Origin of the sequence: Roseibium sp. FZY0029 (assembly GCF_036350355.1) — a bacterium.
Lineage (GTDB): Bacteria > Pseudomonadota > Alphaproteobacteria > Rhizobiales > Stappiaceae > Roseibium.
This window is the reverse complement of sequence record NZ_JAZDVZ010000005.1, coordinates 368,496-394,803: the sequence shown is the minus strand read 5'-3', so window position 1 is coordinate 394,803 and position 26,308 is coordinate 368,496. Positions and strand designations below refer to the sequence as shown.

Below are 26,308 nucleotides of genomic sequence, written 5' to 3'. Positions count from 1 at the left end.
GGATAGTCCTCATTCGTGGTTGTTACTGGCCTGATTGTCTTGAGCCTTGCTGTTTTGGGAGAACGGCATGGATTTGGTTGCCTGGGACGCACCGATGGCCCCGGCGATAGCTTCCGGCGACCGTAGGGAACCTCCGGTTGGCGATTTGAGCGGCAGGTCGTAGGTGATGGTCGCGCCATAGGCCTGGGGCGCTTGCGGATCGTGACGGATCTTGTCGAACACCAGCAACCGCGTGCCCAGCTTGAAGGCTTCATGGATATCGTGCGTCACCATGAAAACCGTCATGGACAGCTCTTTCCAGAGCCCCAGAAGCAATTCATGCATGTCAACGCGGATGCCGGGATCAAGCGCGCCGAAAGGTTCGTCAAGCAGCAGGATACTTGGCTTCTTGACCAGGGCTTGCGCGATCGCCAGACGTTGCTGCATGCCGCCTGAGAGTTGGGCAGGGTACTTGTTCGCCGCCGGCTGCAAACCGATCCTGTCGAGCAGGTCATCAATCGTCTGAAAGGCAGCCTTGCGGGCAGAGCCAAAGAGGCGTCCCGACAACCGCGAGGCTTCAAACTCGTGAGCGAGAATGAGGTTTTCAGCCACGGTCAGATGCGAAAACACCGAGTATTTCTGAAAGACGATCCCGCGGTCCGGTGTCGGTTCCGGTGGCAACGGCTTTCCATCCAGCAGGATCTGTCCCCGGCTAGCGTGTTCCTGGGAAAGCAGCATGCGCAGGAATGTTGATTTACCGCAGCCGGAAGCACCAACGATGGTGCAAAAAGACCCTGTCTGGACGTCCAGGTTGACGCGTTCCAGAACGGGCATTCTGTCATAGAACTTGGCAAGCCCCTGGACCGAGAGTTTGGGTGCAGTGCTCATAGCGCATCCCCTCCCAGATGGTGCCATCGGAAGGCGCGGCGCGACAGAAGGAGCAAGGCTCTGTCGAGCAGGAACGCCAGGAGCGTGATCCAGACGACGTAAGGCAGGATCACATCCATCGCGAGATAGCGGCGCACCAGGAAAATCCGGTAACCCAGCCCGGATGTGGACGCGATGGCCTCGGCAGAAATCAGAAAGATCCAGGCAGGCACGAGAGAGAGCCGCAGGCTGGTGATCAGGTGAGGCAGAACCTGCGGCAGTACAAGCCGCGTCACCATTTGCCAGACACTGGCCCCAAGAGTTTCGGCCTTGATGATCATCTCCCGCGGAATGTCCAGAACGGCCTGGGCCGTGGAGCGGATCATCACAGGTGCCGTACCGATCACGATCAGGGCAATCTTGGCAAGTTCGCCAAGACCGAAGGTGATGAACAGGATCGGCAGGATTGTGATCGGCGGGATCAGCGAAAAGGTCGCAAGATACGGCGCGAGCGCGCTGCGCACATGCGGAATGAAACCGATGGCGATACCAAAAGAAAGCGCCAGCAGCGTGGACACTGCCATGCCTGTCCCCAGTCGCCAAAGGCTGTCGAAACTGTCCAGCCAAAGCAATAGATCACCCGACCGGCGATCCGGCACGGTCGCCATGCGCCAGAAAGCTTCCGCCATGCTGGACAGGGGCGGCAAAAGCTTGTCGGCCGGGTTGTCGAGCCGGCGATAATGACTGGCAACCGCGTAGGTGACCACTGTCAGCACAAAGGGCAGGAGCCCAAGCGCCACGGCGGTGACCCGGGAGGGTTTCCGGTTGATGATGCGCATGAAATGATCCGATCGGTCTCTGGCTGCGGTTCCGGCACAAGGACACCGGAACCGCCGGGTCAGCAGCGGAGGCTTAGAGCGTGCCTTCTGCGGCCATTGCCATGAAACTCGGATCGAACTTCAGTTTCACATTGCCAGTATCGCCATAGATCGAGCCATCCGGGAACGACACGCCGACGAATTCCGGGCTCGGCGCACCTTCGCCCAGAATGCCTTTGTCGAACAGGAACTCGGCCACGAACTTCATCGTCTTGGGAAGTTCTGCGGACTTGGTGAACTCGACCGCATCCGCGGGCGTGTAGAACATTTTGGTGGTCGCGAGCTGCGCGTCGTAGCCGGCGAGGTCTGTGCCAGAGGCTTCAGCCATGGCGGTGCGTGCCGCGACGCCGTCGTCGCTATCGGACGACATGATCGACATCAGCTCGTACCACGCTCCTACAAGGGCCTTTCCGAAGGCGGGATTGTCCGCGAGCGTCTCGGTATTGACCATCATGATATCGATGATTTCGCCTGGAATGCCGGAGCTGTCGAATACCTTGGTAGCATTTGCTTCCGCTTCGATTTCAGACAGGAGCGGGTTCCAGGTGACGACTGCCGTGACATCCGGCGTCTGGTAGGCCGCTATCATATCCGCATCTGATGTGTTGACGACCGTCAGATCCTGTTCACTGAGACCTACCGAGTCGAGCGCCCTTGCAAGCAGGTAGTGGGAGACGGAAAGCTCCACCAGGTTGACGCTTTGTCCCTTGATATCGGCAAGTTCGGTCTTGTCCTTCAGGATGATGCCGTCGTTGCCGTTGGAGTAATCGCCGACGATAAGCGCAGTCGTGTCGACACCCCCGCCAGCCGGGATCGAAAGGGCATCCATGTTGGTCATGGAGCAGCCGTCATATTCCCCTGCAGTGTATTGATTGATCGACTCCACATAGTCGTTGATCTGAACGATCTCGACGGAAATGTCGTATTTGTCGGCCCATTTCTTCATGAGGCCACTGTCCTGCAGATAGCCCCAGGGCATCCAGCCGACATAGATGGACCAGCAGACCTTGAAATCCGTCTTTTCCTCGGCTGTGGCCGAAGTGAGGGAAAGAGGCAGCGTAAGCGCTGCGGCGAGGAGGGAAGCTTTGGCAATCGATTTCAACATCTGTGCGCGTCTCCTGTCTTGGGCCCGGTCATCAGAACCGGGCTTACGTCATGAGGTTTTTGCGCACGGCCGGGAGCAGGTTCGCGCGCGCGAAACCTCGTGCAGTTGTCTCCCGGGTTTTTGTCCCGCCGTGTCACCGGTCTATGTCGGCATGTGCCACTCAACCGGCTTGCACCTCTCGGTCCTGCGTCGTCTTGCGACCGGATCCCTAGGCGCGCTGCACGACACTTTCTAAGCAAGGGGAATGCCAGAAAGCCTCGGACGAGAATTCGTCCAACGTTTCAATGTCTTAAGAAATTCAATCTGGATTGAACTCGTCGAAACCGATCGCAATAAATGATGCTCTGAGAAGATTTTGGGCAACATGGTGAAGTTTGCACCATGCCCAGACCTTAAGCAGGCTTTGCAGGTCTATCGAAAAACAGTTTCAACCGGCGAAAGAACAGATCTGAACCAATGGCAGGAAATGCTGTTCGGTAATGCCCAGACAACAGGCGTGCGCTACCAGCAAAAACCCGGTCAAGGCCGAACCGGTAACGAGTGCCAGAACAAGCGATGGATCGCGCATCATTTCGCGAACGCCACTCATGGATTGAACTTCGGTATGTGCCATAACATTTCCTCCGGTTTGAATGTCTGCAAGAGCCAAAAGGGCGGCTCTTGCAGTCGGGATTTATTCCGCAGGTTGGTCAATCTTACCCTCGTCTCCAGAAACGTCCTGCTTTTTCTTGCCGGCGAAAAGGCCTTTGATCCATCCCTTCTTCTCTTCACCGCCGGAAGGAGAAGCGTCTTCTGGCGAGGTAGGGGCTTCCGCATCGTTCGTTGTTGCGGGTGTTCCCGGAGCAACCTGTTCGCCAAAGGCGGTAAAAAACTCACCAGCAAGACGTTTGGCGGTTGAATCGATCAGCCTGGCACCAAGTTGCGCCAGCTTGCCGCCAACCTTGGCATCAACGTCGTAGTGTAGGATCGTCGCGTCGGGTCCGTCTTCTTCCAGACGGACCTTGGCAGCTCCTCTGGCAAAGCCGGCAACTCCGCCGGAGCCTTCGCCCTCGATGGTATAGCCATTCGGCGGGTCGAGATCGTTGAGCGTTACCTTGCCGCCGAACGTTGCCTTGACCGGCCCCACCTTCAGGCGAACCTTGGCCTCCAGTTCGGTGTCCGAATGCTTGATCAGCTCCTCGCATCCTGGAATCGAGGCTTTCAGGACGTCCGGATCATTCAATGCCTCCCAAACCTTTTGCTTCGGGGCTTCGATCCGTTGGCTGTCGTTCATCTGCATGTGGCTGGTTCCCTGGTGGGTCAAACGTTATGGGTGATGCTCTGGCGATGGCCGCTACGGCGGATCATCAAGAGTTCGGCCAGAATGGAGAGTGCAATTTCTTCCGGGGCAATGGCCCCCAGATCGAGGCCTGCGGGCCCCTTGATCCGGTCGAGGGTCTGGTCCACTACGCCTTCGTCGCGCAATTTCGTCTTCAGGGCGGCAATCTTCCTGCGGCTCCCGACAAATCCAATGTGGCGCGAATCCGTCAGAAGAGCTGCCTTCAGGGCCGCCAGATCGCCGCGACCCTGGGTCGAAATGATGGAATAGATCTGCCCGTTGCTGCGAATGGGACTGGCAAACCCTTCCGCTCTTTTCCCGGCACCTGAAAAGACGGACAGGTCTTCGGGAGGCGCGCAGAAGGTCAGATCAAATCCGATGGAAGGCGCTTGGCTCGCAAGGGCAACGGCAACAGGACTGGCGCCGTAGATGACAAGCATGGGCCGCGGCAGAACCGGTTCTATGAAGATATCCATCGTCCCCTGGCTCGGACACATGTTCTTGGCAAATTGAATGCCTTCGCGCTCCTCACCGGCTTCTACCCCGATCTCAGCCAACAGGTCGGCCGGTTGAAGGGAGATCAATCGTGTCTGTCCATCTTCAAAAGCGGATTTTGCCGCCTTGATGACAGCCGATCTTGCGCAGCCACCGCCGATCCAGCCGCCGACAATGTCACCCTTCCTGTCGATCACGGCCTTGGCCCCTGCCTTGGCTGCAGTCACCGATATGGTGCGTACAACGGTTGCCAGAACGAAGGGTTCATTTTCACCCTGCAATCGGTTCATCAGGCGCGGCAGGTCTTGCACGACCTCTTGCGAGGCTTCTTTGCCGGACGCGGGAATGGAATGCTTCATCTCAACATCTCCCATCGTTCAAAGTCTCGCCAGATAAGGCTCTAGGGCTTCAAGGCTGGCGAGGTTATGGGCTGGCGCGAAGAAATCGACATGGGGCAGGGCGGCGGCCATGCCTCCGGCTGTCGGTTCATATCCCTGCCATCCAAGCAGCGGGTTGAGCCAGACAATGCGCCTGCAGCGCCTCCGTAACCGTGCCATCTCGTCCCCAAGTGCTTCTGGTGTACCCGTGTCGTAGCCATCCGACAGGATCAGGACGCAGGTGCGCGAGTGGACAACCCGGGCGGCGTGCCATCTATTGAAATCGGCCAGCGCCGCACCGATCTTCGTGCCGCCGCCGATCCCTTGCGCCATCAACCCCATGCAATCGAGCGCACGGCCAGCATCCCGCTCCGAGAGCGCTGAGGAGACATGGACAAGACGGGTATGAAAAAGAAACGCTTCTGCCTCGCGGAAGCTATCGAGCAAACCGTGCACGAAGCGAGTGAAGACACCCGTGTAGTTGTTCATCGACCCGGACGCATCGAGCAGGATCACCAATCGCAACTGTTTCTCGCGGGGGCCCTTGCGCACAAGATCGATAGGTGTTCCGCCATGGGCAATGGACCGCCGGATGGTTCTGCGCAGATCCAGCTTCCTGCCCTTTCGTTTCTGACGATCCCTGCGGGTCAATCTTATGCGCATTGCTCGCGCGAGCCGTTCGGCAAGCTCATGCGTCTGTTTCACCGCCTCCGGATCGCTGAGATGTCGAAAATCCACCTGGCCGAGGTTTTCGGCAATGCTCGCACCTTCCCTGCGTCCAGAAGGAGTGTCCTCGCTCGCCTCATCCTCTTCCCCGGGGAGACGTTCAACATCACCGGCAATCGTTTCATGTCGGTTTCCATTGGCGTCGATCAACTCGCGAATGGTCTTCATGCCCTTGCGCGTACTCGTCCCGGTAACCTTCACGCCAGATTTGACACCCTTGCCGATCCAATAGGCATCGAAGATGTCGTCGAAACGCTGCCAGTCGGACAAGCGTCCGCAAAACAGACTGCGAAAGGCGGCCTTCAAGTTGCCGGCGCGGAGCATCATTCGAGAACACAGCAACCGGCTTGCGTCCCGGGTCTCGGCCAATCCGACCTTGAAGCCACTGTCGCGCAGGGAGCGGACGAACCCGGCAAGTCGCAGCCTGAGAACCGGACCGATGTCAGCACTGGTTTCAAGGCAAAGGTCGGTCATCGCTCAGGCCACCTTTCCTAGTAGCCTGTCGGTGACTTCGTGGCTGACCCGGGCGCTGTCCTCCCGGGTTTTCAGAACACAGGAAAGCGTTTCAAAGACAAGTTCCCGGCTCTCTTGCAGGTTTTTGGCCCCAAGGCCGAGAAGAGCCGCCGCCCAATCAATGGTCTCGGCCACACCGGGAACCTTCACGAGGTCTTCCTTGCGCAGCTTGCCCATGAGCTCGGCGATCTGAACGGCGAGGGCAGGGTCGAGGCCAGGGACACGCGACAGAAGGATGCGGGCTTCGCGGTCGGGAGAGGGGTAGTCGACGAAATGATAGAGGCAGCGGCGACGCAGCGCATCGGAGAGCTCACGCGTTCCGTTGGAGGTCAGAACCACGCGCGGGATCGATGTTGCCTGAACCGTGCCGAGTTCCGGGATCGAAACCTGGAAGTCAGACAGGATCTCAAGCAGGAATGCCTCAAATTCCTCATCTGCCCGGTCGATCTCATCGATCAGCAAGACAGGCGGTTCTTCACGGCGGATTGCCGCCAATAGCGGGCGCTCCAGCAGATACTTTTCAGAGAAGACGGCTTCTTCTACCGCGTCGGCACTGTCGCCCGATCCTTCGCGCGCCTTGATGGCCAGAAGCTGTCGCTGGTAGTTCCACTCGTAGATGGCATCGGACCTGTCGAGGCCTTCATAGCATTGCAGGCGAATGAGATCGGTATTCTCCAGCCGCGCCAGAGCTTTTGCCACTTCGGTCTTGCCGACCCCGGCTTCGCCTTCCAGTAGCAGCGGGCGCCCGAGCATTCCTGTCAGGAGAAGTGCCGTCGCAAGACCTTCGTCCGCGATATAACCGGCATCCGCGAGTTGAAGCGCTATCTGATCCTTGGTCTGGGTCATGCTGGTCCGTTCGGTGAGAAGGTCGCGTCCATGGTCCTTCATGCGTTGATCCAGAATCAGTCACATGAGGACGATCGGAACGTCACCGCAGACCGTTTCCCGGAAGAACCGGCCTGCGGCATGACGACTGCTTTACCCGTGCGCGCCCAGTTCCTTGGCCGCCTGCCAGATCCGCCAGGCGTCATGCGGCATCTGGATATGGGTCGACCCGAGGAACTTGAAGGCGTCGTTCACCGCGTTGGAGAAAGCCGGCACACCGCCGACATTTGGGCTTTCACCAACGCCCTTTGCCCCGATCGGATGATGCGGGCTGGGGGTGACGGTGAAATCCGTTTCCCAATGCGGTGTTTCGACCGCCGTCGGCAGGAAGAAGTCCATAAAGGACGCACCCAGCACGTTGCCCATCTCGTCGTAGCGGATCTCCTGTCCCATCGCGATGGCGAAGGCCTCCGTCAGGCCGCCGTGGACCTGACCCTCGATGATCATCGGATTGATCCGGGTTCCACAGTCATCCAGCGCATAGAAGCGTCGTGTCTTGGCAACGCCGGTGTCGACATCAATGTCCATCACGCAGAAGTAGGCGCCGAAAGGATAGGTCATGTTGGGCGGGTCGTAATAACTGACCGCTTCAAGACCAGGCTCCATGCCCGGAGGCGGGGCATGATAGGCAGCCCATGCGATTTCCTTCATGGATTTGCGTGCCTGCGGATTTCCTTTCACCTGGAAACCGTCGACATCCCATTCCAGATCGTATTCGGAAACTTCCAGCATGTGGGCCGCGATCATCTGCGCCTTGTTGCGGATCTTGCGAGACGCGAGGGCGATCGCGGCACCGGCCACCGGTGTGGAGCGCGAGCCATAGGTCCCGAGACCGTAAGGCGCGGTATCCGTGTTGCCTTCCTCCACCATGATGTCGGCGGCCGGAATACCGATTTCCGTCGCAATGATCTGCGCCCAGGTGGTCTCGTGCCCCTGGCCTTGCGATTTGGTGCCCATGCGGGAAATCACCGAGCCGGTCGGGTGCACGCGGATTTCCGCGCTGTCGAACATTGCGACACCGAGGATATCGCAATTCTTGGACGGACCGGCGCCGACGATCTCGGTAAAGAACGACACGCCAATGCCCATGATCTCGCGGGTTTCGCCGCGTTTGAAGGCTTCCTGTTTGGCCTTTTGCTCGGCGCGCAGCTCGCGGTAGCCGATTGTGTCCATCGCCTTCTGCATGGCGGTGTGATAGTCGCCACTGTCATATTCCCAGCCAAGGGCCGAGTGATAGGGGAACTGCTCCGCTTTGACGAAGTTCTTCATCCGCAAGTCTGCCGGATCCATGTCGAGCTTCTGAGCCAGAATATCCATGGCCCGCTCGATGCAATAGGCCGCCTCCGTCACACGGAACGAACAACGGTAGGCGACGCCGCCGGGCGCCTTGTTTGTATAGACCCCGTCGACTTCCAGATGTGCAGCCGGGAAATCATATGACCCGGTCACGATATTGAAGAAACCGGCCGGCCATTTCGATGGGTCGGCGCAGGCATCGAAGCCGCCGTGATCGGCCAGAACATGCACCTTGAGCCCGGTAACAGTGCCGTCGTTCTTTGCGGCGATTTCAGCCGTCATGTGATAGTCGCGGGCGAAAGAGGTGGTGGAAAGGTTTTCCATCCGGTCCTCGACCCATTTCACCGGAACCCCGGTGACGATCGAGGCAACAATGGCGCAGATGTAACCCGGATAAGCCCCGACCTTGTTACCGAAGCCACCGCCGATATCCGGTGCAATCACATGGATCTTCTGCTCGGGGATGGTCGACAGAAGCGAGGCGACTGTGCGGATGACATGAGGGGCCTGGAACGTGCCCCAGACAGTGAGTTCACCCTTTATCTTGTCCATGGACGCAACGCACTGACAGGTCTCAAGCGGTGAGGGATGCGTCCTGTGATAGGAGATCAGTTCCTTGATGGTGACATCGGCCTCCTCAAAGGCCTTGTCGGTTTCCTCGCGGTCGCCCACTTCCCATGTGAAAATGTGGTTGTGGTGTTTGCGCGGCCCGTGGGCCCCTTCTGTCTTGCCGTCGAGATCCGGCCGCAGAACAGGGGCATCCGGGTCCATCGACTTGAAGGGATCGGTCAGGACGGGAAGCTCTTCGTATTCGACTTCCACAAGCTGGATGGCATCGTCGGCGATGTAGCGGTTTTCGGCCACCACAAAGGCAACTTCCTGGTTCTGGTAAAGCACCTTGCCGTCGGCCAGTACCATCTGCACGTCGCCGGCCAAAGTCGGCATCCACGCCAAGTTGACGCCTTTCAGATCTTCCGCTGTCAGAACGGCGATCACGCCAGGCAGTTTCAGGGCCTCGGAGGCGTCGATCCTGGTGATCTTCGCGTGGGCATAGGGAGAGCGGACGAAATCGCCGAACACCATGCCGGGCAGTTTCAGATCGTCGACATACTGGCCCTTGCCCTGTGTGAAGCGGATGTCTTCCACGCGCTTGCGCTTGCAGCCCATGCCTTCCAGGGCGGCTTCACGCTGTTCCCTTGTCGGGGTCATGTCGTTCATTCTGCAGCCTCCTGAAATTCAGTACCATTCAGCTTTGCAACGGCGTACTGGATCGCCTTGACGATGTTCTGGTAACCGGTGCAGCGGCAGAGGTTTCCCGAGATCCCCATCCGGATTTCTTCTTCCGTCGGGTTCGGGTTTTCCTTCAGCAGCGTGTGCGCGCGCAGGATCATGCCCGGCGTGCAGAAGCCGCATTGCAGCCCGTGCATCTGCCGGAAGCCTTCCTGAAGCGCGGACAAGGTGCCATCCGCATTGGCCATGCCTTCGATGGTGGTAAGTTCCGCGCCGTCTGCCTGGACTGCAAACATGGTGCAGGACTTCACGGACATGCCGTTCAGTTCCACAGTGCAGGCCCCGCAATGGGACGTCTCGCAGCCGATATGCGGCCCTGTAAGATTGAGGTCCTCGCGCAGGAAATGGATCAGTAGCGTGCGCGCTTCAACAAAGCGCTGCACCTTCTTGCCGTTGACGGTCATGGTGACCGGGATCTGTTCGATATCGCTCATGTGTGTCTCCCTCGGTCCCGGTTCAGCTTTTGGCGCGCGTTGCAGCTCTTGCGAGAGCTCTCTGCAACATCACGCCGGCCATCTTGGTGCGGTATTCCGCCGGTCCACGTCCGTCCGAGGCGGGTTCGGTGATCGCCTCCGCGGCTGCAACTGCGCGGGCAACAGTCTCCGCATCCAGCGTCGAGCCGGTCAGGATGTCTCCGGCCTCCTGCGCATAAAGTGGTGTATCGGCGACATTGGTGAGCGCAATGGAACAGAAAGAGACGGTGTCACCGTTCAAGGTCAGCACCACGGCGGCGGCGGCCGTCGCATAATCGCCGACCTTGCGCTTCAGTTTTTCGTAGGCGTAGCCATGGCCCGCAGGCGGAACCGGGATTCTGACCGCTGTCAGGATTTCTTCCGGTGCAAGGGCGGTGAAATAGGCCGCTTCATAGAAGCCCCGCGCGGGAACCTCGCGCTCGCCTTCAGGACCGGTCAGGACATAGGCCGAATTCAGACACTGCATAAGCGCCGGCATGTCGTTGCCAGGATCGCCATTGGCGACATTGCCGCCAAGCGTACCGACATATCTGATTTGCGGATCGGCAATGAGAAGCGATGTTTCACGAATGATCGGCAGCTTTTCCGCAAGCAGGTCCGATGCAATCAATTCGTGCTGCGTGGTCATCGCGCGAATGGTGATCATATCGCCGTCATCCGTGATGCCCTTGAGATCGGCGATGCCCCCAAGGTCGACCAGGTGTTCCGGCGCTGCCATGCGAAGCTTCATCATGGGGATCAGGCTATGTCCGCCCGACAGAGGCCGCGCTTCGTCGCCATGGCTGACCAGGATCGCAACCGCTTCTGCAACGGACGATGGCCGGTGATAGGTGAATGCACCAGGTATCACGTCTTTCTCCTCCCTCTGCCGGCCACCCAGGGGCCGGATGCCGGTTCTCTTGAAAGGCGAATGGTTTCGCCTCCAAGCGGCAGCGTCATGTCCAAACGCAGCAAGCGGCTGGACAGTTCACGTAGGAAGAGGGTGCGGAAGTGTGCGGCGCACACTCAAGGCTCCTTGCACAAACCGCCTGCCAGACCACACGGACGGCGGTCTGTCTTGCACGAATTGCGACAGTTTTATTGACACATTCCGGAACTGAGACTGGCAGCAATTTAGAAATAGGAACCAAATTACAGAAGCTTATGGCGGCTTTTTCAGATGTGGCCGGAAGTGGAACAAACCGCACTTCAATCATGCAGGTTTGCACGAACGGCGTGTTTTTACGCTCGATACGCAGTGCAACACGTAGGAGTTGCCGGTCCCAGGCCTCTTAATTATTGGGCAGCCGCCGGTTGTTCATGACCTGCATGGCTTTGTGGCCGGCTCTGGCCAATCACCTTCAGACGCGCTTTCACCCGCCCCCACCGTGACCGGCTGACAGGAACACTCTGCGCAGACTGGCCTGCCAGAACAAGAATGCCGCCATCGCCAGAGCGCTTGTAGCTGACAACACGGTTGAGATTGACGATGTGACTGCGGTGGACCCGGTTGAAGGTTCTCGGATCAAGTTGCTGCTCTGCCTCGCTGATTGAAAGCGGGCAAAAGAACTCCCTGCTGCCGTCACATATGCGCGTGTAATGCGCGTCCGCGTGAATGGCGTAAATGTCCAGAACGCCAATCTTGGTCTTCTGGCCGTCCCGCTCGATCGGCAGCATTCCTTTCGCAGCATGTTGACCTGGACGAACGGCTTGTGCCGCAGCCTGCAAGCCTGACGCGGATTTGGCTGTTGCCGTTGTTGCAGGCACGTCTCTCGCAACGTTCTTTTCTTCGCTGGCGCTGTGCAGTGAGTTTTCATACTCAGCTTCGGTCTCGCGCGCGGAATCGATCTGGCTTTCGTGTGCAGGAACGAGCGCCAGAAGGAACAGACCAGACACCAGAAACGCAACACAGGACACCAGAATGGCGAGCATTCCAGGGCTCAAGGCCGGCGCAAGCCCCTCGAAAAGCGGCTGCCGCGTTTCGTAGGTCAAACCGGCCATGGCCGTGTAGTGCATGGCCGAAATCGCAAGGGCCAGCACCGCTGCCGAAATGACAAGAGGAGGGCGGCGACCGAGACCAAAAAGCAACCACATGGCGAGACCGGCTGCGTTGAAGGCAATCAGGAAACTTGCAAAGACGTAGGCCGGGTCATGCTCCATGCGCAAAGAACCATGAAGGGCATACATTCCGAGGTAGTGCATGGTGCAGATGCCGCTTCCCATCACAAACGCGGAAAGGCCGAGCCGAACCGGCGTCAGACGCGCATTGCTGGCGGCAAAAACCGCTATGCCGACAACAAGAACACAAACGAGAAACGACAACAGCGTCGGCAAGACAAGAAAGTCGACAGCGACCGGCAATTGCGCTGCCAGCATGCCGACGAAATGCATGGACCAGATGGCAAGCGCAAGCGTCAGCGCAGCACCTGCCAGCAACAGCCGCCGGCGCGGATCCGCCGCGCTTCTCACCTGCACAGCAAGATTCAAGCCTACAAAACTGCCCTGAAAGGCCATCACCAGGGACAGCGCAACAAGCCAGGGCTCGTGCATCACCGACATGCCGGCTATCTCCTCCCAGTAGCCGCCGCCGCATCGAGCGACGGTTCCTCCAAATCAAATGATAGGGGAAAGACAAATCCGCATCAAATTGTGAGTGAAGCCAAAGCCACAACTGCTTTCGACTACAAAATTCTCAACTTTTTTTGGAAAGTCGCGGAGGAATGCGCACAAAGCCCACACCCGGCGCCAAGCGCGCAAGTGACCGGAAACATTTAGGGAAAAAAGAGAAATGGCGGTGAGGGTGGGATTCGAACCCACGGTACGCTCTCACGCACGGCGGTTTTCAAGACCGCTGCCTTAAACCACTCGGCCACCTCACCAAACCGGTGCCTTGGCGGCCCGGCTGTTCAAACCGTTTCCTTTTTCTCAATCGGAAAGTCAAGCCGGAATCATCTGCATGAGGTTCAGGCTGGAGAAATCGTGTGGATGCGCGTAGCGGGAGGAGGCTCCTTTGGGATGTTCCGGCGCTGCTTGCTTAGAGGGGGCAGGACGGGCAGCGCGAGCGCAGGAACATCGCCAAAGGGCAGGGGCCGCCGGTCCGGTGTCGTGGGCAGGGTTTTGAACCGGCGGCCTAAGCTGGAGGTGGGGTCCAGCGTTGCTGTGACAGGGCGGTCATCAGCAATGAGGACACCCTAGGCGGAATTGACAGGGCAGAATGTGACCTGGATCACATGTGGAGCGAATGACGATTTCTTCTCACCTGTGTTTTCGGCGCAACACTTGAAAACCGGCAAATTGACGCAGCTTTTCGTCATATATTTCAGACTGTTACACCCGCCACACTTCCGGGACTGAGCCTGAAACGGCTCGAAAGCGGTGGAGAGTTGAAATTGGGCAACGGCGCGGCCTCGACGGACAGTTTACTTTGAAGTAATAAAACTACGCTTTAACAAGGGCATATGCGGGATGTATAGCGGGGGCTGGTGCATCTTGCGGGGACTGATCTGAAGATCGGAACAATGCCTTGAAAACCGGTGCGGACCGAACCACGCATCGGAATGATCGCGTGAGCTGCGGGGCCGCCAACGCGTAATGAGTAGGACGGCAGTATGCAAGGGACAGGCGGGAAATCTTGCCAGGTGAACAACCAGGTGGCAGGAACGTCTTCAGGGGAGCCGGCCGTGACGCTTGAGGTTAACTCGCGTCCTGGCCGTAAACTCAGCGCCCAGTTGCGCACTGGGTTGATTGTAGCGGCCGCTGTTTCGGCCGTCGCTGCCTGCAGCAGCGCTCCACAGCAGAAATCCAAATTCAGCCCGGAAAAATATGGCGTCAAAGGCAGTCCGCGCATGGTTGCGGAAGGTCAGCCCGTACCGAAAGGTGGCGGACGCTATATCGTCGGCAAGAAATACAAGATCGCCGGCACATGGTATTATCCGAAAGAAGACCCGGATTATAAGAGAACCGGACTCGCTTCCTGGTACGGACCGACATTCCACGGCCGCAAGACCGCAAATGGCGAAATCTTTGACCGGAACTCAATCACAGCCGCGCACACCACGATGCCGCTGCCGTCTTATGCCCGCGTCACTAACGTGGAAAACGGACGGTCGATGATCGTACGCGTCAATGACCGCGGCCCCTTCCATGGCAACCGCGTTATCGACCTGTCAGAACGCGCGGCAACCATGCTTGGCACCAAGAACGCCGGTATCGGCAAGGTGAAGGTCGAATATGTCGGTCGTGCTCCGCTGCACGGTCAGGATGAAGCATTCCTGATGGCGTCCTACCGTGGCCCGGGCGCTGTCGAGCCTGGTGCGACCATGCCTGGCACAATGCTGGCTCAGGCCGAACCGAAGCAGGTTGCCCCTCAGCAGACCGCGCCGCAGGTTACTTTCGGTGCGGTGCCCGCGCCAGCTACCCGTCCTTACATGGCAACTGCATCGACCACGACGGCTTTCCGGGCTCGGCAGACCACTGTCACTGTTGCCTTTGACCCGGCACTGGCTTTCGAAGCCGGCCAGCCGACCATTGAGGTTGCTTCGAACAATCGTTTCGAACCGGTTGAATCGGCTTATTCCCCGTCGGGCCTGGCACCTGCAGAAGGTACGCTCGGTGTGCTGCGCGTACCGGCACCGGGTACGTCCGCCGGTCTCGTCAACGGCAGTGCGATTTCGTCCTTCGCAGCGAACCGCCGAATCTCCGACGCACATTCGCTTCTCGCAAACGCTTCCGCGACGGGTCTTTCCATGCGGGAGCTGGCTGTCAAACTGGAAAACGGCGGCTAATCGGCCCGGAAGCCGGAGCATGTCCGGCTTCTTCCAGGAAGCCGCGCCTGTATGAAAAAATAAGGCAAGCGGTTTATGGCCTCCGCACATTCTGTCTCCGGATTTCAAAAAGCGTCCCGTCGTCTGTTGAGGCGAGGGGCGCTTTTTTCGTTCCTGCTCGTCTCGTCTCTTGCGGTCCCCGCGCAGGCGGCTGAAACCATCGTGACCAAAGCTCCGATGGCTTTTCTCTTTGAACCAGCCTCCGGCACCATCCTGTTTGCAAAGGAACCGGACCGCCCGTTCACGCCGGGAGCTCTCGTCAAGGTCATGACGGCAGCGACTGTCTTCAAAGCGCTGAAAGACGGTGACCTGAAGCTCGATCAAACTTGCAATGTCAGCGAGCACGCCTGGCGCACAGGCGGTGCGCCGTCAGGACGTGGGGCAACAATGTTCGCCGCCATCAAGTCTGACATACCGGTTGAAGATCTGCTGAAGGGCCTGCTGGTACACAACGGCAACGATGCCGCAATCATTCTGGCTGAATGCCTTGACGGGTCAGAAGAAGCCTTTGCGGTGCGCATGAGCGAACTTGCGCGCACCATCGGCATGAAGAACAGCCGGTTCGGCAACCCGACCGGCTATCCGGAGGTTCCAAGCCAGACGACGGTCCGGGACCAGGCAAGGCTTGCGGAATACATTCTGGAAAGCCACGCCGATCTTTATCCGATGTTTGCAATCCCGGAATTCACCTGGAACAAGATATTCCAGCGTAACAAGAACCCCTTGCTTGGTGAAATCCGTAACCTCGACGGTCTGGGCGGTGGCAACGATGCAGAAGCCGGCTATTCCGGCCTTGGGTCGGTCGACAGGAACGGCCGCCGGGTGATAGCCGCGGTAGCCGGTCTTTCCTCTGACAAGCACCGGCTGCAGACGCTGAAGGAAGTCATTGAAGGCGCCTGGGAATATTTCTCCGTCCAGACACTGTTTTCAGCAGGCGATGTTGTTGCTGACGGCCGGGTTTTCGGCGGTGTTTCCGGAAGTGTGCCTCTGATTTCCGAAAAGAACGTCAACGTTCTGTTGCCGCGCGGCGGCACACTGGACTACCGGATTCGGGTCATCTACAACGGCCCGCTTGCCGCGCCTGTCGAGGCTGGAGAGAAAGTCGGCGAAATCCGCGTGATCGGCAAGGACGGTATCGTCTACCGTTCTCCTCTTGTCACCGGAGGCACGGTTGCGGAAGGAACCTTGATCGGCCGAGCACTTGATGGCCTGCAGGAACTTCTGTTCGGCTGGATCGGTTAAACGGTCCACAGCGATTGCATTTGCTGTTAAAGCCGGTGACAAAGACCAACAAGAACAAGCGGAGCCGGGAACGGGTGTCAGGACATTTCATCACCTTTGAAGGCGGCGAGGGCGCCGGAAAATCGACACAGATCGCCCGCCTGAAAACCTATCTGGAAGGCCTGGGCCAGTCTGTCGTTGTCACGCGGGAACCGGGTGGCTCACCAGGGGCTGAAAAGATCCGGACAATGCTGCTGTCTGGCGGCGCAAAGGATCTCGGTCCGCGCGGGGAAGCAATGCTGTTTGCCGCTGCTCGGGCGGACCATGTCGACACGACTATCAAACCGGCGCTGGAGCGCGGAGACTGGGTGCTTTGCGACCGATATGCAGATTCGACCTGGGTCTATCAGGGCGAGGCCGGCGTCGACCGCGAGTATCTCAAGCTGCTGGAAACGGCAGCCGTTGCCGGCGTTTATCCTGACCTGACAATCCTGATCGACGTTCCGGTTGAAATCGGACTCGGTCGAGTGGCAGAACGCTCCCGCACGGACAACAGTGGTGGCCCGGACCGGTTCGAAGACGAAGACCTGAAGGTTCATCAGCGCAGACGCGAGTTGTTTCTGGAACTTGCAGAAATGGAATCCTTCCGATTTGCGGTCATCGACGGCTCGAAGGGCCTTGATGAAGTTGCCGCGGCCATCCGGGAAACCGTGCAGAAAACTTTCTCCAGCGATCTGCCCCAAGCAAAGTCCGCAACCGGCATTCCTGCAGAGGCGCATTAATGGCCCGTGCCAATGAACCGATCGATATTCCCGAGGTTGATGCCCTTCCGGGATATCCATTGCCGCACGAACGCGATCGACTGATCGGGCACGCGAAAACCGAACAGGCACTGCTGGAAGCTTACAGATCAGAGCGGCTACACCATGCCTGGATCCTGGGCGGGCCGAAGGGCATCGGCAAGGCGACACTCGCCTTTCGCTTTGCACGTTTCGTGATCGCCAATCCGGACAGGTTCGGGCCGGACGTCGCCGCCGCGCGCGATCTTGCCGTCATGCAGGACCATCCCGTTGCCCGGCAGCTCAGGGCAGGCGGACATCCCAATGTCCTGCACCTTAGGCGTCCCTGGGATGAAAAATCGAAACGGTTCAAAGCCGATCTGCCGGTGGACGAAGTTCGCAAAACCGTCTCTTTCTTTGGCACCACCGCATCAGCGAAAGCCTGGCGGATCTGCATTGTCGATGCTGCCGACGACATGAACATCAGTTCTGCCAACGCTCTTTTGAAGATCCTGGAAGAACCACCGCAAAGGTGCTTGTTTCTGGTTTTAAGCCATGCGCCCGGTCGTCTTTTACCGACCATTCGGTCCAGATGCCGGCGGCTTGATCTCGATCCATTGAGCGAAAAGGAAATCGCTGAGGGGCTTGAGGACCTTTCCGGTGGTTCGATTGCGTCGACTGAGGACCTTCGTGAACTGGCCCAGACAGCAGATGGCAGCCTTCGCTCTGCGATCACCTTACTCTCTGGCGATGGTTTGGCGATTGCCAAGGGTGTTCGTCAGCTTGCCGACCGGCCGCAGCAGCTTGATCTGGCAGCAGTCCATGCACTGGCGGATCTGGTGGCCGCGCGTGGCCAGACCGACAATTGGGAAAGCTTCCAGCACATCATGCAGATCTGGCTGCATGACCGCATGCGCCGTAACCTTGCCAATGGTGTCCGCGACGCGCACGGCATCGTCGAGCTCTGGGAAAAAATGAACAAGGCGATCCGGGACGCAGACGCACTCAATCTCGACAAGAAACAGGTCGTTCTGGATTTCTTCTTCGCTCTGCGCGCCGCCTGACGACCACAAAGCATCTCAGGATTGCGCCAGAACAAGACGTAAATCGCCGCATCCAGCCGTTCGTGACTTGGGCAACTTCCGATTCTCTTGTTAAAAGGCAGCTGAAGCACCTATATGCGCCCTACCAATCAAAGACATCTGGATCCTAAATGCTCGTCGATAGCCACTGCCATCTCGATTTCCCTGATTTTGACGGCGAACGCGCCGACCTGATCGCCCGGGCCAAAGCCGCCGGTGTAGAGCTGATGGTGACCATCTGCACCCATATCCGCAAATTCGATCAGGTGCTTGCAATCGCGGAAGAATTTCCGCAAGTCTATTGTTCGGTCGGAACCCATCCGCACAACGCCGGGACTGAGCGCGGCATCACCGCCGACGAAATCGTGCAATTGACGAACCACCCCAAGGTGGTGGCGATTGGTGAAGCAGGCCTGGATTATTTTTACGACAAGGCACCACGTGACGCACAGGCGGAAGGTCTGCGTATCCATATCGAGGCAGCACGGCGCACAGGCTTGCCGCTTGTCATACATTCACGCGACGCCGATGACGACATGGCCGCCATTTTGCGAGAAGAAATGGGGAAGGGGGCTTTCCCTGCCCTTTTGCACTGCTTCTCGTCCGGTCGCGATCTGGCACTCACGGGGATCGAGCTTGGGCTTTATGTTTCCTTCTCCGGTATACTGACGTTCAAGCGTTCCGAAGAGATCCGCGATATTGCGCGCGACCTGCCGGCTGACCGTTTGCTCGTGGAAACAGACGCGCCTTATCTCGCCCCGCAGCCGAAACGGGGCAAGCGGAACGAACCAGCCTATACAGCCATGACCGCAGCGGTTCTGGCGGAAACACGCGGTGTCTCAGAAGAAGAGATCGCGCGGCAGACCACAGACAATTTCTTCCGCCTTTTCAACAAGGTGCCCCGTCAGAACCAGCAGACAAAAGCGATTGCTTCATGACATTGACGCTGACCATTCTCGGATGCGGTTCGTCCGGAGGCGTACCGCGCGTCGGTAACGATTGGGGCGACTGCGATCCTGCCGAGCCAAAGAACCGGCGCGGCCGCTGTGCGCTTCTTGTGGAAAAGCGTGTGGATAACAAGTGCACAACGGTGTTGATAGACAGCGGTCCCGACATCAGGACGCAATTGCTGGCCGCCGACGTCAAGCACCTGGATGCCGTTCTTTACACACATTCCCATGCCGATCACCTGCACGGTATTGACGACTTGCGGGCCTTTTGGGTCCAATCCGGGAAAAAAGTTCCGGTCTTCATGGATGACGCTACCGCAGCCCGCGCGCTCACGGCATTCAGCTATTGTTTCGAAACACCGGCAGGGTCCAACTATCCGCCCATTCTGGAGCGTCATGATCTTAAGCCCGGAACAGCCGTCACGATCGACGGAGACGGCGGCGCCATCACGTTCGAACCCTTCGAGGTCGTCCACGGAGAAATCAATGCTCTCGGATTTCGCATTGGGGACGCTGCCTATATTCCAGACGTGTCGGACATTCCGCAAACCAGCCTCAACCGATTGAAAGATCTGCATATTCTGATCCTGGACTGCCTGCGCCGCAGGCCGCATCCGAGCCATTTTTGCCTGGCCGATGCGCTTTCCTGGACCCGTAAAATTGCACCGTCACGAGCCGTTTTCACCAATCTTCACAACGACTTGGACTACCATATTCTGTCCGCCGAACTGCCTGAAACCATAGAGCCGGCCTATGATGGAATGATTTTGACTGCAGAATTTGCCGGCACTGGCAAAGAAACCGTTTTGTCGACAGATGGCTGGTAAGCCACGATATAAACCACCGACCGAAGACCGGCTGCTCAAGTCTGCGCTTCATTATCTGGAACGCTATGCAACGTCAGCGGCCAACCTGCGAAAGGTTCTCGAACGCAAGGTTATGAAAGCCTGCATGAGCCTTGGTCTCGAACCGGCTGACTATTCGGATCAGATCGACGCCGTCGTTGAAAAATGCGTTCAGACAGGCCTGGTGAACGACAAAACCTATGCGGAAACCAAAACGGCCGGTTTGCGGCGACGTGGTGGATCCACCCGTAAAATCGAAGCGCAGCTCGTTGCCAAGGGTGTCGACAGAACCACAATTCAGACCGTCCTGGCACAGGACGAAAACAGTGACGAAGACGCTGCACGGATTTTTGCAAGACGCAGACGTCTTGGACCATTCAGAACAACACCATCACGCGACGACCGCCGCGAAAAAGATCTGGCGGCCTTATGCCGCGCCGGGTTTTCCTACGACATTGCGCGCAAGGTGATCGACGGATCAGAAGGCAACTGAGCTACGCAGCAGAACACATCGGCATGCGAAGAATGATACCCATTTCAGGCCAGTGCCGAAAAGTCGATCGCTGCAGCGGCTAACGAATTGAAATACTCATACAAATCAGCGCACAAGTAAATGTTCCATAATATTGATTATGCGATTTGTTCGTGTAGGCGGGGCACATTCTATCCCGAACTGCAACAAAGGCGCTAAGCTGCCTGCTTTTCGGGAGCGATGTTTTGAGCCGGACTTTTTCGCATTTGAGTTTTGAAGAACGCAAAATGATTTCCAGGATGCTGGATCAGAAATTCAGCCAGTCAGAGATCGCCAGACGCCTCGGCCGTGACCGGGCAACGATCTCCCGGGAGATCAAACGCAATTACTGGCATGATCGTGGGTTTCCCGATGCCGATGGCTACTGGGCGTTGACCGCCAATGACATGGCACGTGATCGGCGCCGGCGCGTCGGCAAGCTAAATCGTCGCGAGGATTTGCGCATCGCTGTGATCGGGAAGCTGGAAGCCGGCTGGTCGCCGGAACAGATTGCCGGACGGTTGAAGATCGAACCGAAGGCCAAGGTCCGCGTCTGTCACGAGACGATCTACCGCTATGTCTATTCACCAGAAGGACAACGGCGACAACTCGCGCGACTGCTTCCGGAACGGCGGAGAAAGCGGCGGCCGAGATACGCACGCAAGCCGCAAAATCCGGTTTTCCCGAAAGCGCGTTCAATCAAATATCGACCGAAAATTATCAATGATCGCGAGGAGTTTGGCCACTGGGAGGCTGATCTCATGATTTTCGAACGGGCTCAGGGCAATGCAAATGTGGCGACTGTTGTCGAGCGGACGAGCCGGTTCACTGTGCTGTTCAAGAACAACGATCGACAATCCATACCGATCATGGAACAGCTTATCAACATGCTCGGCCCCCTACCCAGGCATGCCCGGCAAAGCCTGACGTTCGACAGAGGTTTTGAATTCGTCTCCTGGCGGCGGCTGAAGCAAGGCATGGGTACAGACGCCTGGTTCTGCGACCCGTCAGCCCCCTGGCAGAAAGGCTCTGTTGAGAACATGAACCGGCGGATCCGACGTTACCTGCCGCGGGAAACCGCAGTCTTGTCAGTTCCGGAGGAATCAATACGATCACTGATCGATCAGTTGAATAACACGCCGAGGAAGTGCCTCGGCTTCCACACCCCGGCTGAAGTGTTCAGGCGTGAAGTGAACAAGTAAAAGATCGGATTCTGTCTCACCGGCTTGTCTAACTGTCTGGACAGTCTGTCCATCGTATCACGATAATCGCTCTGCAATTTTCAGTAGTTTCGACTATCCAATAACTACAATAAGGGACTTCTGCGCGAGCAGCGTTTCTTTGTAAGGAAGTACAGAAATAAAGTTGAGTATCATGCTTCAATCCATTCTTCGTTTTACAATATACAGCTTGTTTATCATTCTAAATGCTTTCTGCGTGGTGGTGTCGGTTGTTGCTAACGATGGCTGCACAAAATGCCCAATGGAATCCAACGAACAGAGGTGGTCTTTTGCCATTTCTGCGTTCTGGGTCTGGATATGGCCCTACACCTTCCTAATGATTTGGATCGGGGCCAAATGGTATTTGGCGAACGCAGATGATAGGCGTCATGTGCCTCTGATTCCGGCATCGATTGCAGGTCTCGCATTTTACGCCAGTGCCTGCATCGGCACTGCCGGTCTTGCACTGAAATGTGGCAAGGATTGCTTGCCCGCCCCCCCTATTGCAGACGTTTTCCTAAGTCTATCTCCTTGGGGCAGTGCAATTGGATTGATCGGACTATTTGGAAGTTACCTTTGGTATAAACGGTCAAACGCAGAAGTTCCTCGCTAAGATGTAATTCTACATCCGATAGTTAGGCACGGTGCCACCATCCGCCCCCGGACAGGCTTAGCAACCCCGACCAGCACGCCTGACCGGAGGCTGACCTCCCTGCCCTGTGGCGGCCTCTAAGCTCTTGTTGCATTTACATTAGAAGTCACACGCCGAACTAACTCACATGTTGCGTCATGCTTCCTGCTTTGCTGAGCGTCGGTCGTTAGAGCATGGAATACAAGCAGACTTGCCTGCCGCACCGAACAACGTCTATTTCTGCAGAATGAAAAAGTATGGACGAACCTTCCATTTGCCTATGTCGCCTGGAAGCACCAGCGACGACAAGACCATGGGCTCGGTGCGAGGTCTCATGGTGGAAGATCTCGTCATTACCGAAAAGATGGATGGTGAAAACACGACTATTCACAACGGTGGTACATTCGCCCGCAGTCCTGATAGCCGTTACCATCCGTCCCGTGACTGGCTGAAGGCTTTTGCTGCCAGCATTTCTCCGCAATTGGCAGACGATGAACGCATCGTTGGCGAAAATCTTTATGCACGTCACTCAGTCGCCTACACTTCGTTATCGTCCTATTTCCTTGGGTTCGCATGGATTATCGGCGAGGAGATCCAGAGCTGGGACAAGACTTTGTGCAGGTTTGAAGAACTCGGCATCAGTCCGGTGCCGACGCTCTTTCGCGGCTGCTTCAGAGCCGGTCTGTTCGAAGAAATTATTGAGTCTTTGGACTTCACCAAACAGGAAGGCTTTGTGGTGCGCATTGCCGACGCGTTTAACGAGGTCGACATGCCAGTTTCCATGGGGAAGTATGTTCGAGCCGGTCATGTTCAAAGCGAAACGCACTGGATGAAGGCCGAGTTGATTGCCAATCAGCTGGCAAGCGACTGATTTCTGATGCGTCAATTCACAAAGTTCCCAGCGCACCTTATCCGTCCTCCCCGGGACAGCGGACAGCCTCCTCCCATGACGAGCATGTCAACCTGTTGGCTTCGTGGCGACGGCTATGATCTTAGCGTGAGGCATTTGTAAGATGGCGAACCTGGAAACCGATCGCTTGAAACTGTCTCCTGTACGTCCTGAAGACTGGGAAGCGTATCACACCGTTTTGTCGGCACCGGAAATATCCGAATATACCGACCTGCCCCGAAAGCCTTCTGAGAAACGAACGAAGGCTCTAGTCAATTGGATGGTCCGGGCTGCTCAGAAATCCAAAGGGGGTGGCTGGATGGTTCGAGACAGCAGGACGGGAGCCGTTTTAGGTTGCATTCGCTTGAACTCCATCAGCAGGCAAGCCTCGTTCGCGGTTGTCGGTTACGAGTATGACAAACGCTATTGGGGCAAAGGATATGCGACAGAAGCATTGATTGCAGTCACCAACCACTGTCATAAAAACATGCGACTATATCGTCTTGAAGCTTGGACATTAGCAGGAAACGCAGCGTCGGATCGCGTTTTGCAGAAAGCTGGCTTTCGACTGGAAGGCACCCAGCGGCAGAAAATGATCCTGCGAGGACAGCGTTTTGACCAGAGGCTATTCGGGAGATTGGCTGGCGATTGTCTTGCGTGATTTAGCACGCTGCCAAGCCCGATTCCGGATGAAGAAGGCCGTCCGTCCGCATCATGGCAAAGGGACATTAACGAGCATGGAACGGCGAAGCGGTTCGCCTCTCCCGAGGGATGCCGGCCCTTGTTGGTTTCTGAGGTCCCCGTCCCTTCTTTGTCCTATTCAGCAAGACGATGCATTGTGCAACTCCATCGGCATTCCAAAATTCAGCGCAAGGCGAAGCTGACAAGAACCGAATACCGATTTTGAGCGTCAGAAGTCAGCACAGACGTCTCAGAACAAAGTCCGCGCGGTTTTTGACGTCAATTTTTGGCAGGATGATTACATCGTACCCAAGCTGCTCGAAGGTTGCGAGCAATCGCTGGTATTCTGCAAGAGCTTCGTCAAACCGATGCTGCCGTTCACTGTCCGTCTCGTAGATCTCCGGCCAAGGCGGTGTGAGAAAAACCTGGTGATGATACCGGGCAGTTTTGCCAACAGTATCAGATGCTGCTATCCCGGTTGCGTGCTCCAACGCGACCGCTGCGTCGATAAGACCGCGATCGAAAAAGACCCAATTGTCGGCACTGGAAAATTGTTCCCGGTCTCGGGATGACATCTCGACGGCACGCCTTGCGAAAGCTTCAAGACTAACCCAGGGAAGCGCCTTCCCCTCGCCGCGCTGTTCTTCCGCGACAATCCTGCGGCCTGGTTCTGGAACTGTCTGACACCCGCGTCGGGCCAGTTCCGCCAAAAGGGTCGACTTTCCGCCACCGGAACATCCGGAAAGAATGACCTGCCCGCTGTAGGTGTAACTCTGCATCACGATTTCCTGTTGGGAACAACCTGTCCTGAAGACGACGACCCGCGGGCTCGGCAACCTGAGATCGGCCCGCGTTGAGTTTCCATCTGACATGGATCTCTATTCTTCGTTGCAGATTGCCTGCAAAGCTCTGGCTTGCGTCCCATCAGTGTCGGGACTCGAAAGACCAGACAGGCAAACCAGAGCCTTCCAGAGCGCCCAGGCTCTTGCCCTCTGCCAGGTCTGATTATCTGTTGCGCACGCATCTCGGAAGGCTTTTCGGCCCTCGTCCTCGAAATACGTCCAGGCCATAACGAAGTCACAGGCCGGGTCACCAATGCCGCAGCATCCGAAGTCTATGAGCGCTTTAACAGAGGTATCGGCGACGATGATGTTGCCAACCGCAACGTCTCCATGAAACCAGACCGGCCTGTCTGTCCAGGCCGATGTCATACCCTGTTGCCAGATGTCGAGGCATCGGGCCTTGTCGACTTTGTCATCAAGGATGTCCAGGCTCTTTTGCACTTCGTCTCCATAGACTCTTGGATGGCACCCTCGGTAAAACGAGTGCCTCCCCGCACGCGGGCCATTACCCGCCTCGATGGCTCTCAACTCGCAGAGAGTGTGGCCGAGAGTTATTGCGAACGCCTCCTGATTTATGTCCTCCACTGTTTCAAGGGTGTCTCCGGCGATCCAATGCCTGATCGACCAAGGCAGTGGAAACGCTTCGCAGGGCGTTCCCACAGCAAGCACACGCGGCACTTCTGCAGACAGATGATCGCCGAGAACCGCCAAGGCTTCTGCTTCTTTCCACACGGCAGCGGCATAGGACGCGTTGCTCGGCAGGCGCACAGAAAGCGCGTCGCCAAGCCTGAAGGTGACGTTGTCCCAGCCCTGCTTCCTGACGGGCTCAATCGGCAAATGGCTCAGATGAGGAAATTGCTGATGAAGGAGTTTCGCAACCGTGTGTTCGTCAATTTTCATCGCGTTCCCACCACCGGCATTCAACGTCACTTCACGGAAAACCTGGCGGTGCGCCATAGACCCATGGGCCCTCCCCGCGAACGTCCTAAAGTTACTGTTCTCGAATTGCAGTTTCATCACACATCGTGGGCTTCCGGAAGTTTGCGCGATGCGACAGGCACAAAGCATCCTGCATCGGTGATCGTATGATATGTAACATCCATGTCAGAGACTGATCGCTACGTTTTCCGAAGGGTGACTCCGTCCGATTTTGGGCTGCTGACGGAGTGGCTGTCCCGGCCGCATGTGCAGAAATGGTGGGACACGGCTGAAACCTATCGCGAGCGAAAACTCGCAGATCCGCGGGTAAGGCTATGGATTGTCTCGATCACCGAACGTCCCTTTGCCTTCATTCAGGACTACACGGTCCATGGTTGGAAAGATCATCATTTTTACGAGCTGCCGTCGGGCGCTCGAGGCATCGACCAATACATTGGTGAGCCTCACCTGACCGGCAAAGGTCATGGCCCGGCTTTCATCTCGCAGCACGTGAAGATGCTGTTTGACGAAGGCGCTCCGGTCGTCGCGACCGATCCTCACCCGGAGAACGCGCGTGCAATCTCCGCGTACAAGAAAGCAGGATTTCGGGAGTTCGGCCCCCCTCAAGAAACGCGATGGGGGCTGATATGCCCGATGATGATGAGTGCAAAACACTCAAAGTAGCGCATTCCGGAGCCACCTCTCCTACCCGTCCCCAATCCCGGCTGAAATGGT

Annotated in this window: 25 protein-coding genes, 1 tRNA gene and 1 riboswitch; of the genes, 11 read left to right on the top strand and 15 right to left on the bottom strand. The window is 57.4% G+C overall.

All coding sequences use genetic code 11. From position 1 onward, the window contains the following. Positions 1-9: 9 nt before the first annotated feature. The 13 genes from V1T76_RS16605 to V1T76_RS16545 form a co-directional block, all read right to left on the bottom strand. The gene (locus tag V1T76_RS16605) at positions 10-867 is read right to left on the bottom strand and encodes an ABC transporter ATP-binding protein (RefSeq protein WP_330561758.1); all 858 of its coding nucleotides are present in this window, start codon (positions 865-867) and stop codon (positions 10-12) included. Beyond that, positions 864-1,685, bottom strand: a complete 822-nt coding sequence (locus tag V1T76_RS16600; RefSeq protein WP_330561757.1) for an ABC transporter permease — start codon at positions 1,683-1,685, stop codon at positions 864-866. The genes V1T76_RS16605 and V1T76_RS16600 overlap by 4 nt, the downstream gene beginning before the upstream one ends. 73 nt (positions 1,686-1,758) lie before the next feature. After that, positions 1,759-2,829 carry a putative urea ABC transporter substrate-binding protein gene (locus V1T76_RS16595; protein WP_330561756.1) on the bottom strand — a complete coding sequence of 357 codons (1,071 nt, stop codon included), beginning with the start codon at positions 2,827-2,829 and terminating at the stop codon, positions 1,759-1,761. Positions 2,830-2,936: 107 nt separating this feature from the next. Then, positions 2,937-3,052: riboswitch (guanidine-I (ykkC/yxkD leader) on the bottom strand. 204 nt (positions 3,053-3,256) lie between these two features. Then, complete coding sequence (locus V1T76_RS16590) at positions 3,257-3,442, bottom strand: hypothetical protein (RefSeq protein ID WP_330561755.1); 186 nt, start codon at positions 3,440-3,442, stop codon at positions 3,257-3,259. 60 nt (positions 3,443-3,502) lie between these two features. Then, positions 3,503-4,108: an SRPBCC family protein gene (locus V1T76_RS16585; RefSeq protein WP_330561754.1), complete on the bottom strand. Its 606-nt coding sequence runs from the start codon at positions 4,106-4,108 to the stop codon at positions 3,503-3,505. A 20-nt stretch (positions 4,109-4,128) separates the two neighbouring features. Continuing rightward, complete coding sequence (locus tag V1T76_RS16580) at positions 4,129-5,001, bottom strand: XdhC family protein (protein ID WP_442970135.1); 873 nt, start codon at positions 4,999-5,001, stop codon at positions 4,129-4,131. Positions 5,002-5,019: 18 nt separating this feature from the next. Further along, the gene (locus V1T76_RS16575; protein WP_330561753.1) at positions 5,020-6,219 is read right to left on the bottom strand and encodes a vWA domain-containing protein; all 1,200 of its coding nucleotides are present in this window, start codon (positions 6,217-6,219) and stop codon (positions 5,020-5,022) included. 3 nt (positions 6,220-6,222) lie between these two features. Further along, the gene (locus tag V1T76_RS16570; protein ID WP_330561752.1) at positions 6,223-7,146 is read right to left on the bottom strand and encodes an AAA family ATPase; all 924 of its coding nucleotides are present in this window, start codon (positions 7,144-7,146) and stop codon (positions 6,223-6,225) included. A gap of 90 nt (positions 7,147-7,236) precedes the next feature. Then, on the bottom strand, positions 7,237-9,657 hold the full coding sequence (locus V1T76_RS16565; RefSeq protein ID WP_330561751.1) for an aerobic carbon-monoxide dehydrogenase large subunit: 2,421 nt from the start codon (positions 9,655-9,657) through the stop codon (positions 7,237-7,239). After that, entirely contained in the window at positions 9,654-10,163 is a 510-nt protein-coding gene (locus tag V1T76_RS16560) for a (2Fe-2S)-binding protein (RefSeq protein WP_442970134.1), read from the bottom strand. Before V1T76_RS16560 ends, V1T76_RS16565 begins: the two co-directional genes overlap by 4 nt. Positions 10,164-10,185: 22 nt before the next feature. Further along, on the bottom strand, positions 10,186-11,052 hold the full coding sequence (locus V1T76_RS16555; protein WP_330561750.1) for an FAD binding domain-containing protein: 867 nt from the start codon (positions 11,050-11,052) through the stop codon (positions 10,186-10,188). A gap of 425 nt (positions 11,053-11,477) precedes the next feature. After that, positions 11,478-12,740, bottom strand: coding sequence for an MHYT domain-containing protein (locus V1T76_RS16550; RefSeq protein ID WP_330561749.1), 1,263 nt, complete (start codon positions 12,738-12,740; stop codon positions 11,478-11,480). A gap of 230 nt (positions 12,741-12,970) precedes the next feature. Next, a tRNA-Ser gene (locus V1T76_RS16545) sits at positions 12,971-13,060 on the bottom strand. A gap of 801 nt (positions 13,061-13,861) precedes the next feature. Between V1T76_RS16545 and V1T76_RS16540 the strand changes: the two genes are divergently transcribed. The 10 genes from V1T76_RS16540 (at position 13,862) to V1T76_RS16495 (ending at position 23,793) form a co-directional block, all read left to right on the top strand. Further along, positions 13,862-14,965 carry a septal ring lytic transglycosylase RlpA family protein gene (locus V1T76_RS16540; RefSeq protein WP_330561748.1) on the top strand — a complete coding sequence of 368 codons (1,104 nt, stop codon included), beginning with the start codon at positions 13,862-13,864 and terminating at the stop codon, positions 14,963-14,965. 201 nt (positions 14,966-15,166) lie between these two features. Further along, on the top strand, positions 15,167-16,246 hold the full coding sequence (locus tag V1T76_RS16535) for a D-alanyl-D-alanine carboxypeptidase family protein (protein ID WP_330561747.1): 1,080 nt from the start codon (positions 15,167-15,169) through the stop codon (positions 16,244-16,246). Between the two features lie 74 nt (positions 16,247-16,320). Further along, positions 16,321-17,007, top strand: a complete 687-nt coding sequence (tmk, locus tag V1T76_RS16530) for a dTMP kinase (protein ID WP_330561746.1) — start codon at positions 16,321-16,323, stop codon at positions 17,005-17,007. Beyond that, positions 17,007-18,068, top strand: a complete 1,062-nt coding sequence (locus V1T76_RS16525; protein WP_330561745.1) for a DNA polymerase III subunit delta' — start codon at positions 17,007-17,009, stop codon at positions 18,066-18,068. Before tmk ends, V1T76_RS16525 begins: the two co-directional genes overlap by 1 nt. A 149-nt stretch (positions 18,069-18,217) precedes the next feature. After that, positions 18,218-19,024, top strand: coding sequence for a TatD family hydrolase (locus V1T76_RS16520; RefSeq protein WP_330561744.1), 807 nt, complete (start codon positions 18,218-18,220; stop codon positions 19,022-19,024). Further along, entirely contained in the window at positions 19,021-19,863 is an 843-nt protein-coding gene (locus tag V1T76_RS16515; RefSeq protein WP_330561743.1) for an MBL fold metallo-hydrolase, read from the top strand. The genes V1T76_RS16520 and V1T76_RS16515 overlap by 4 nt, the downstream gene beginning before the upstream one ends. Beyond that, complete coding sequence (locus V1T76_RS16510) at positions 19,853-20,374, top strand: regulatory protein RecX (RefSeq protein ID WP_330561742.1); 522 nt, start codon at positions 19,853-19,855, stop codon at positions 20,372-20,374. The genes V1T76_RS16515 and V1T76_RS16510 overlap by 11 nt, the downstream gene beginning before the upstream one ends. 224 nt (positions 20,375-20,598) lie before the next feature. After that, a complete protein-coding gene (locus V1T76_RS16505) occupies positions 20,599-21,594 on the top strand; it encodes an IS30 family transposase (protein WP_330561741.1) in 996 nt (331 codons plus the stop codon). 797 nt (positions 21,595-22,391) lie between these two features. Continuing rightward, complete coding sequence (locus V1T76_RS16500) at positions 22,392-23,114, top strand: RNA ligase family protein (RefSeq protein ID WP_330561740.1); 723 nt, start codon at positions 22,392-22,394, stop codon at positions 23,112-23,114. A gap of 142 nt (positions 23,115-23,256) precedes the next feature. After that, a complete protein-coding gene (locus tag V1T76_RS16495) occupies positions 23,257-23,793 on the top strand; it encodes a GNAT family N-acetyltransferase (RefSeq protein WP_330561739.1) in 537 nt (178 codons plus the stop codon). Between the two features lie 256 nt (positions 23,794-24,049). Here V1T76_RS16495 and V1T76_RS16490 read toward each other — a convergent pair whose 3' ends face one another. Both V1T76_RS16490 and V1T76_RS16485 read right to left on the bottom strand, forming a co-directional pair. Beyond that, positions 24,050-24,592, bottom strand: a complete 543-nt coding sequence (locus tag V1T76_RS16490) for an AAA family ATPase (RefSeq protein ID WP_330561738.1) — start codon at positions 24,590-24,592, stop codon at positions 24,050-24,052. A 99-nt stretch (positions 24,593-24,691) separates the two neighbouring features. Continuing rightward, positions 24,692-25,612, bottom strand: a complete 921-nt coding sequence (locus tag V1T76_RS16485; protein ID WP_330561737.1) for an aminoglycoside phosphotransferase family protein — start codon at positions 25,610-25,612, stop codon at positions 24,692-24,694. A gap of 144 nt (positions 25,613-25,756) precedes the next feature. Between V1T76_RS16485 and V1T76_RS16480 the strand changes: the two genes are divergently transcribed. After that, positions 25,757-26,257: a GNAT family N-acetyltransferase gene (locus tag V1T76_RS16480; protein WP_330561736.1), complete on the top strand. Its 501-nt coding sequence runs from the start codon at positions 25,757-25,759 to the stop codon at positions 26,255-26,257. Positions 26,258-26,308 lie beyond the last annotated feature (51 nt).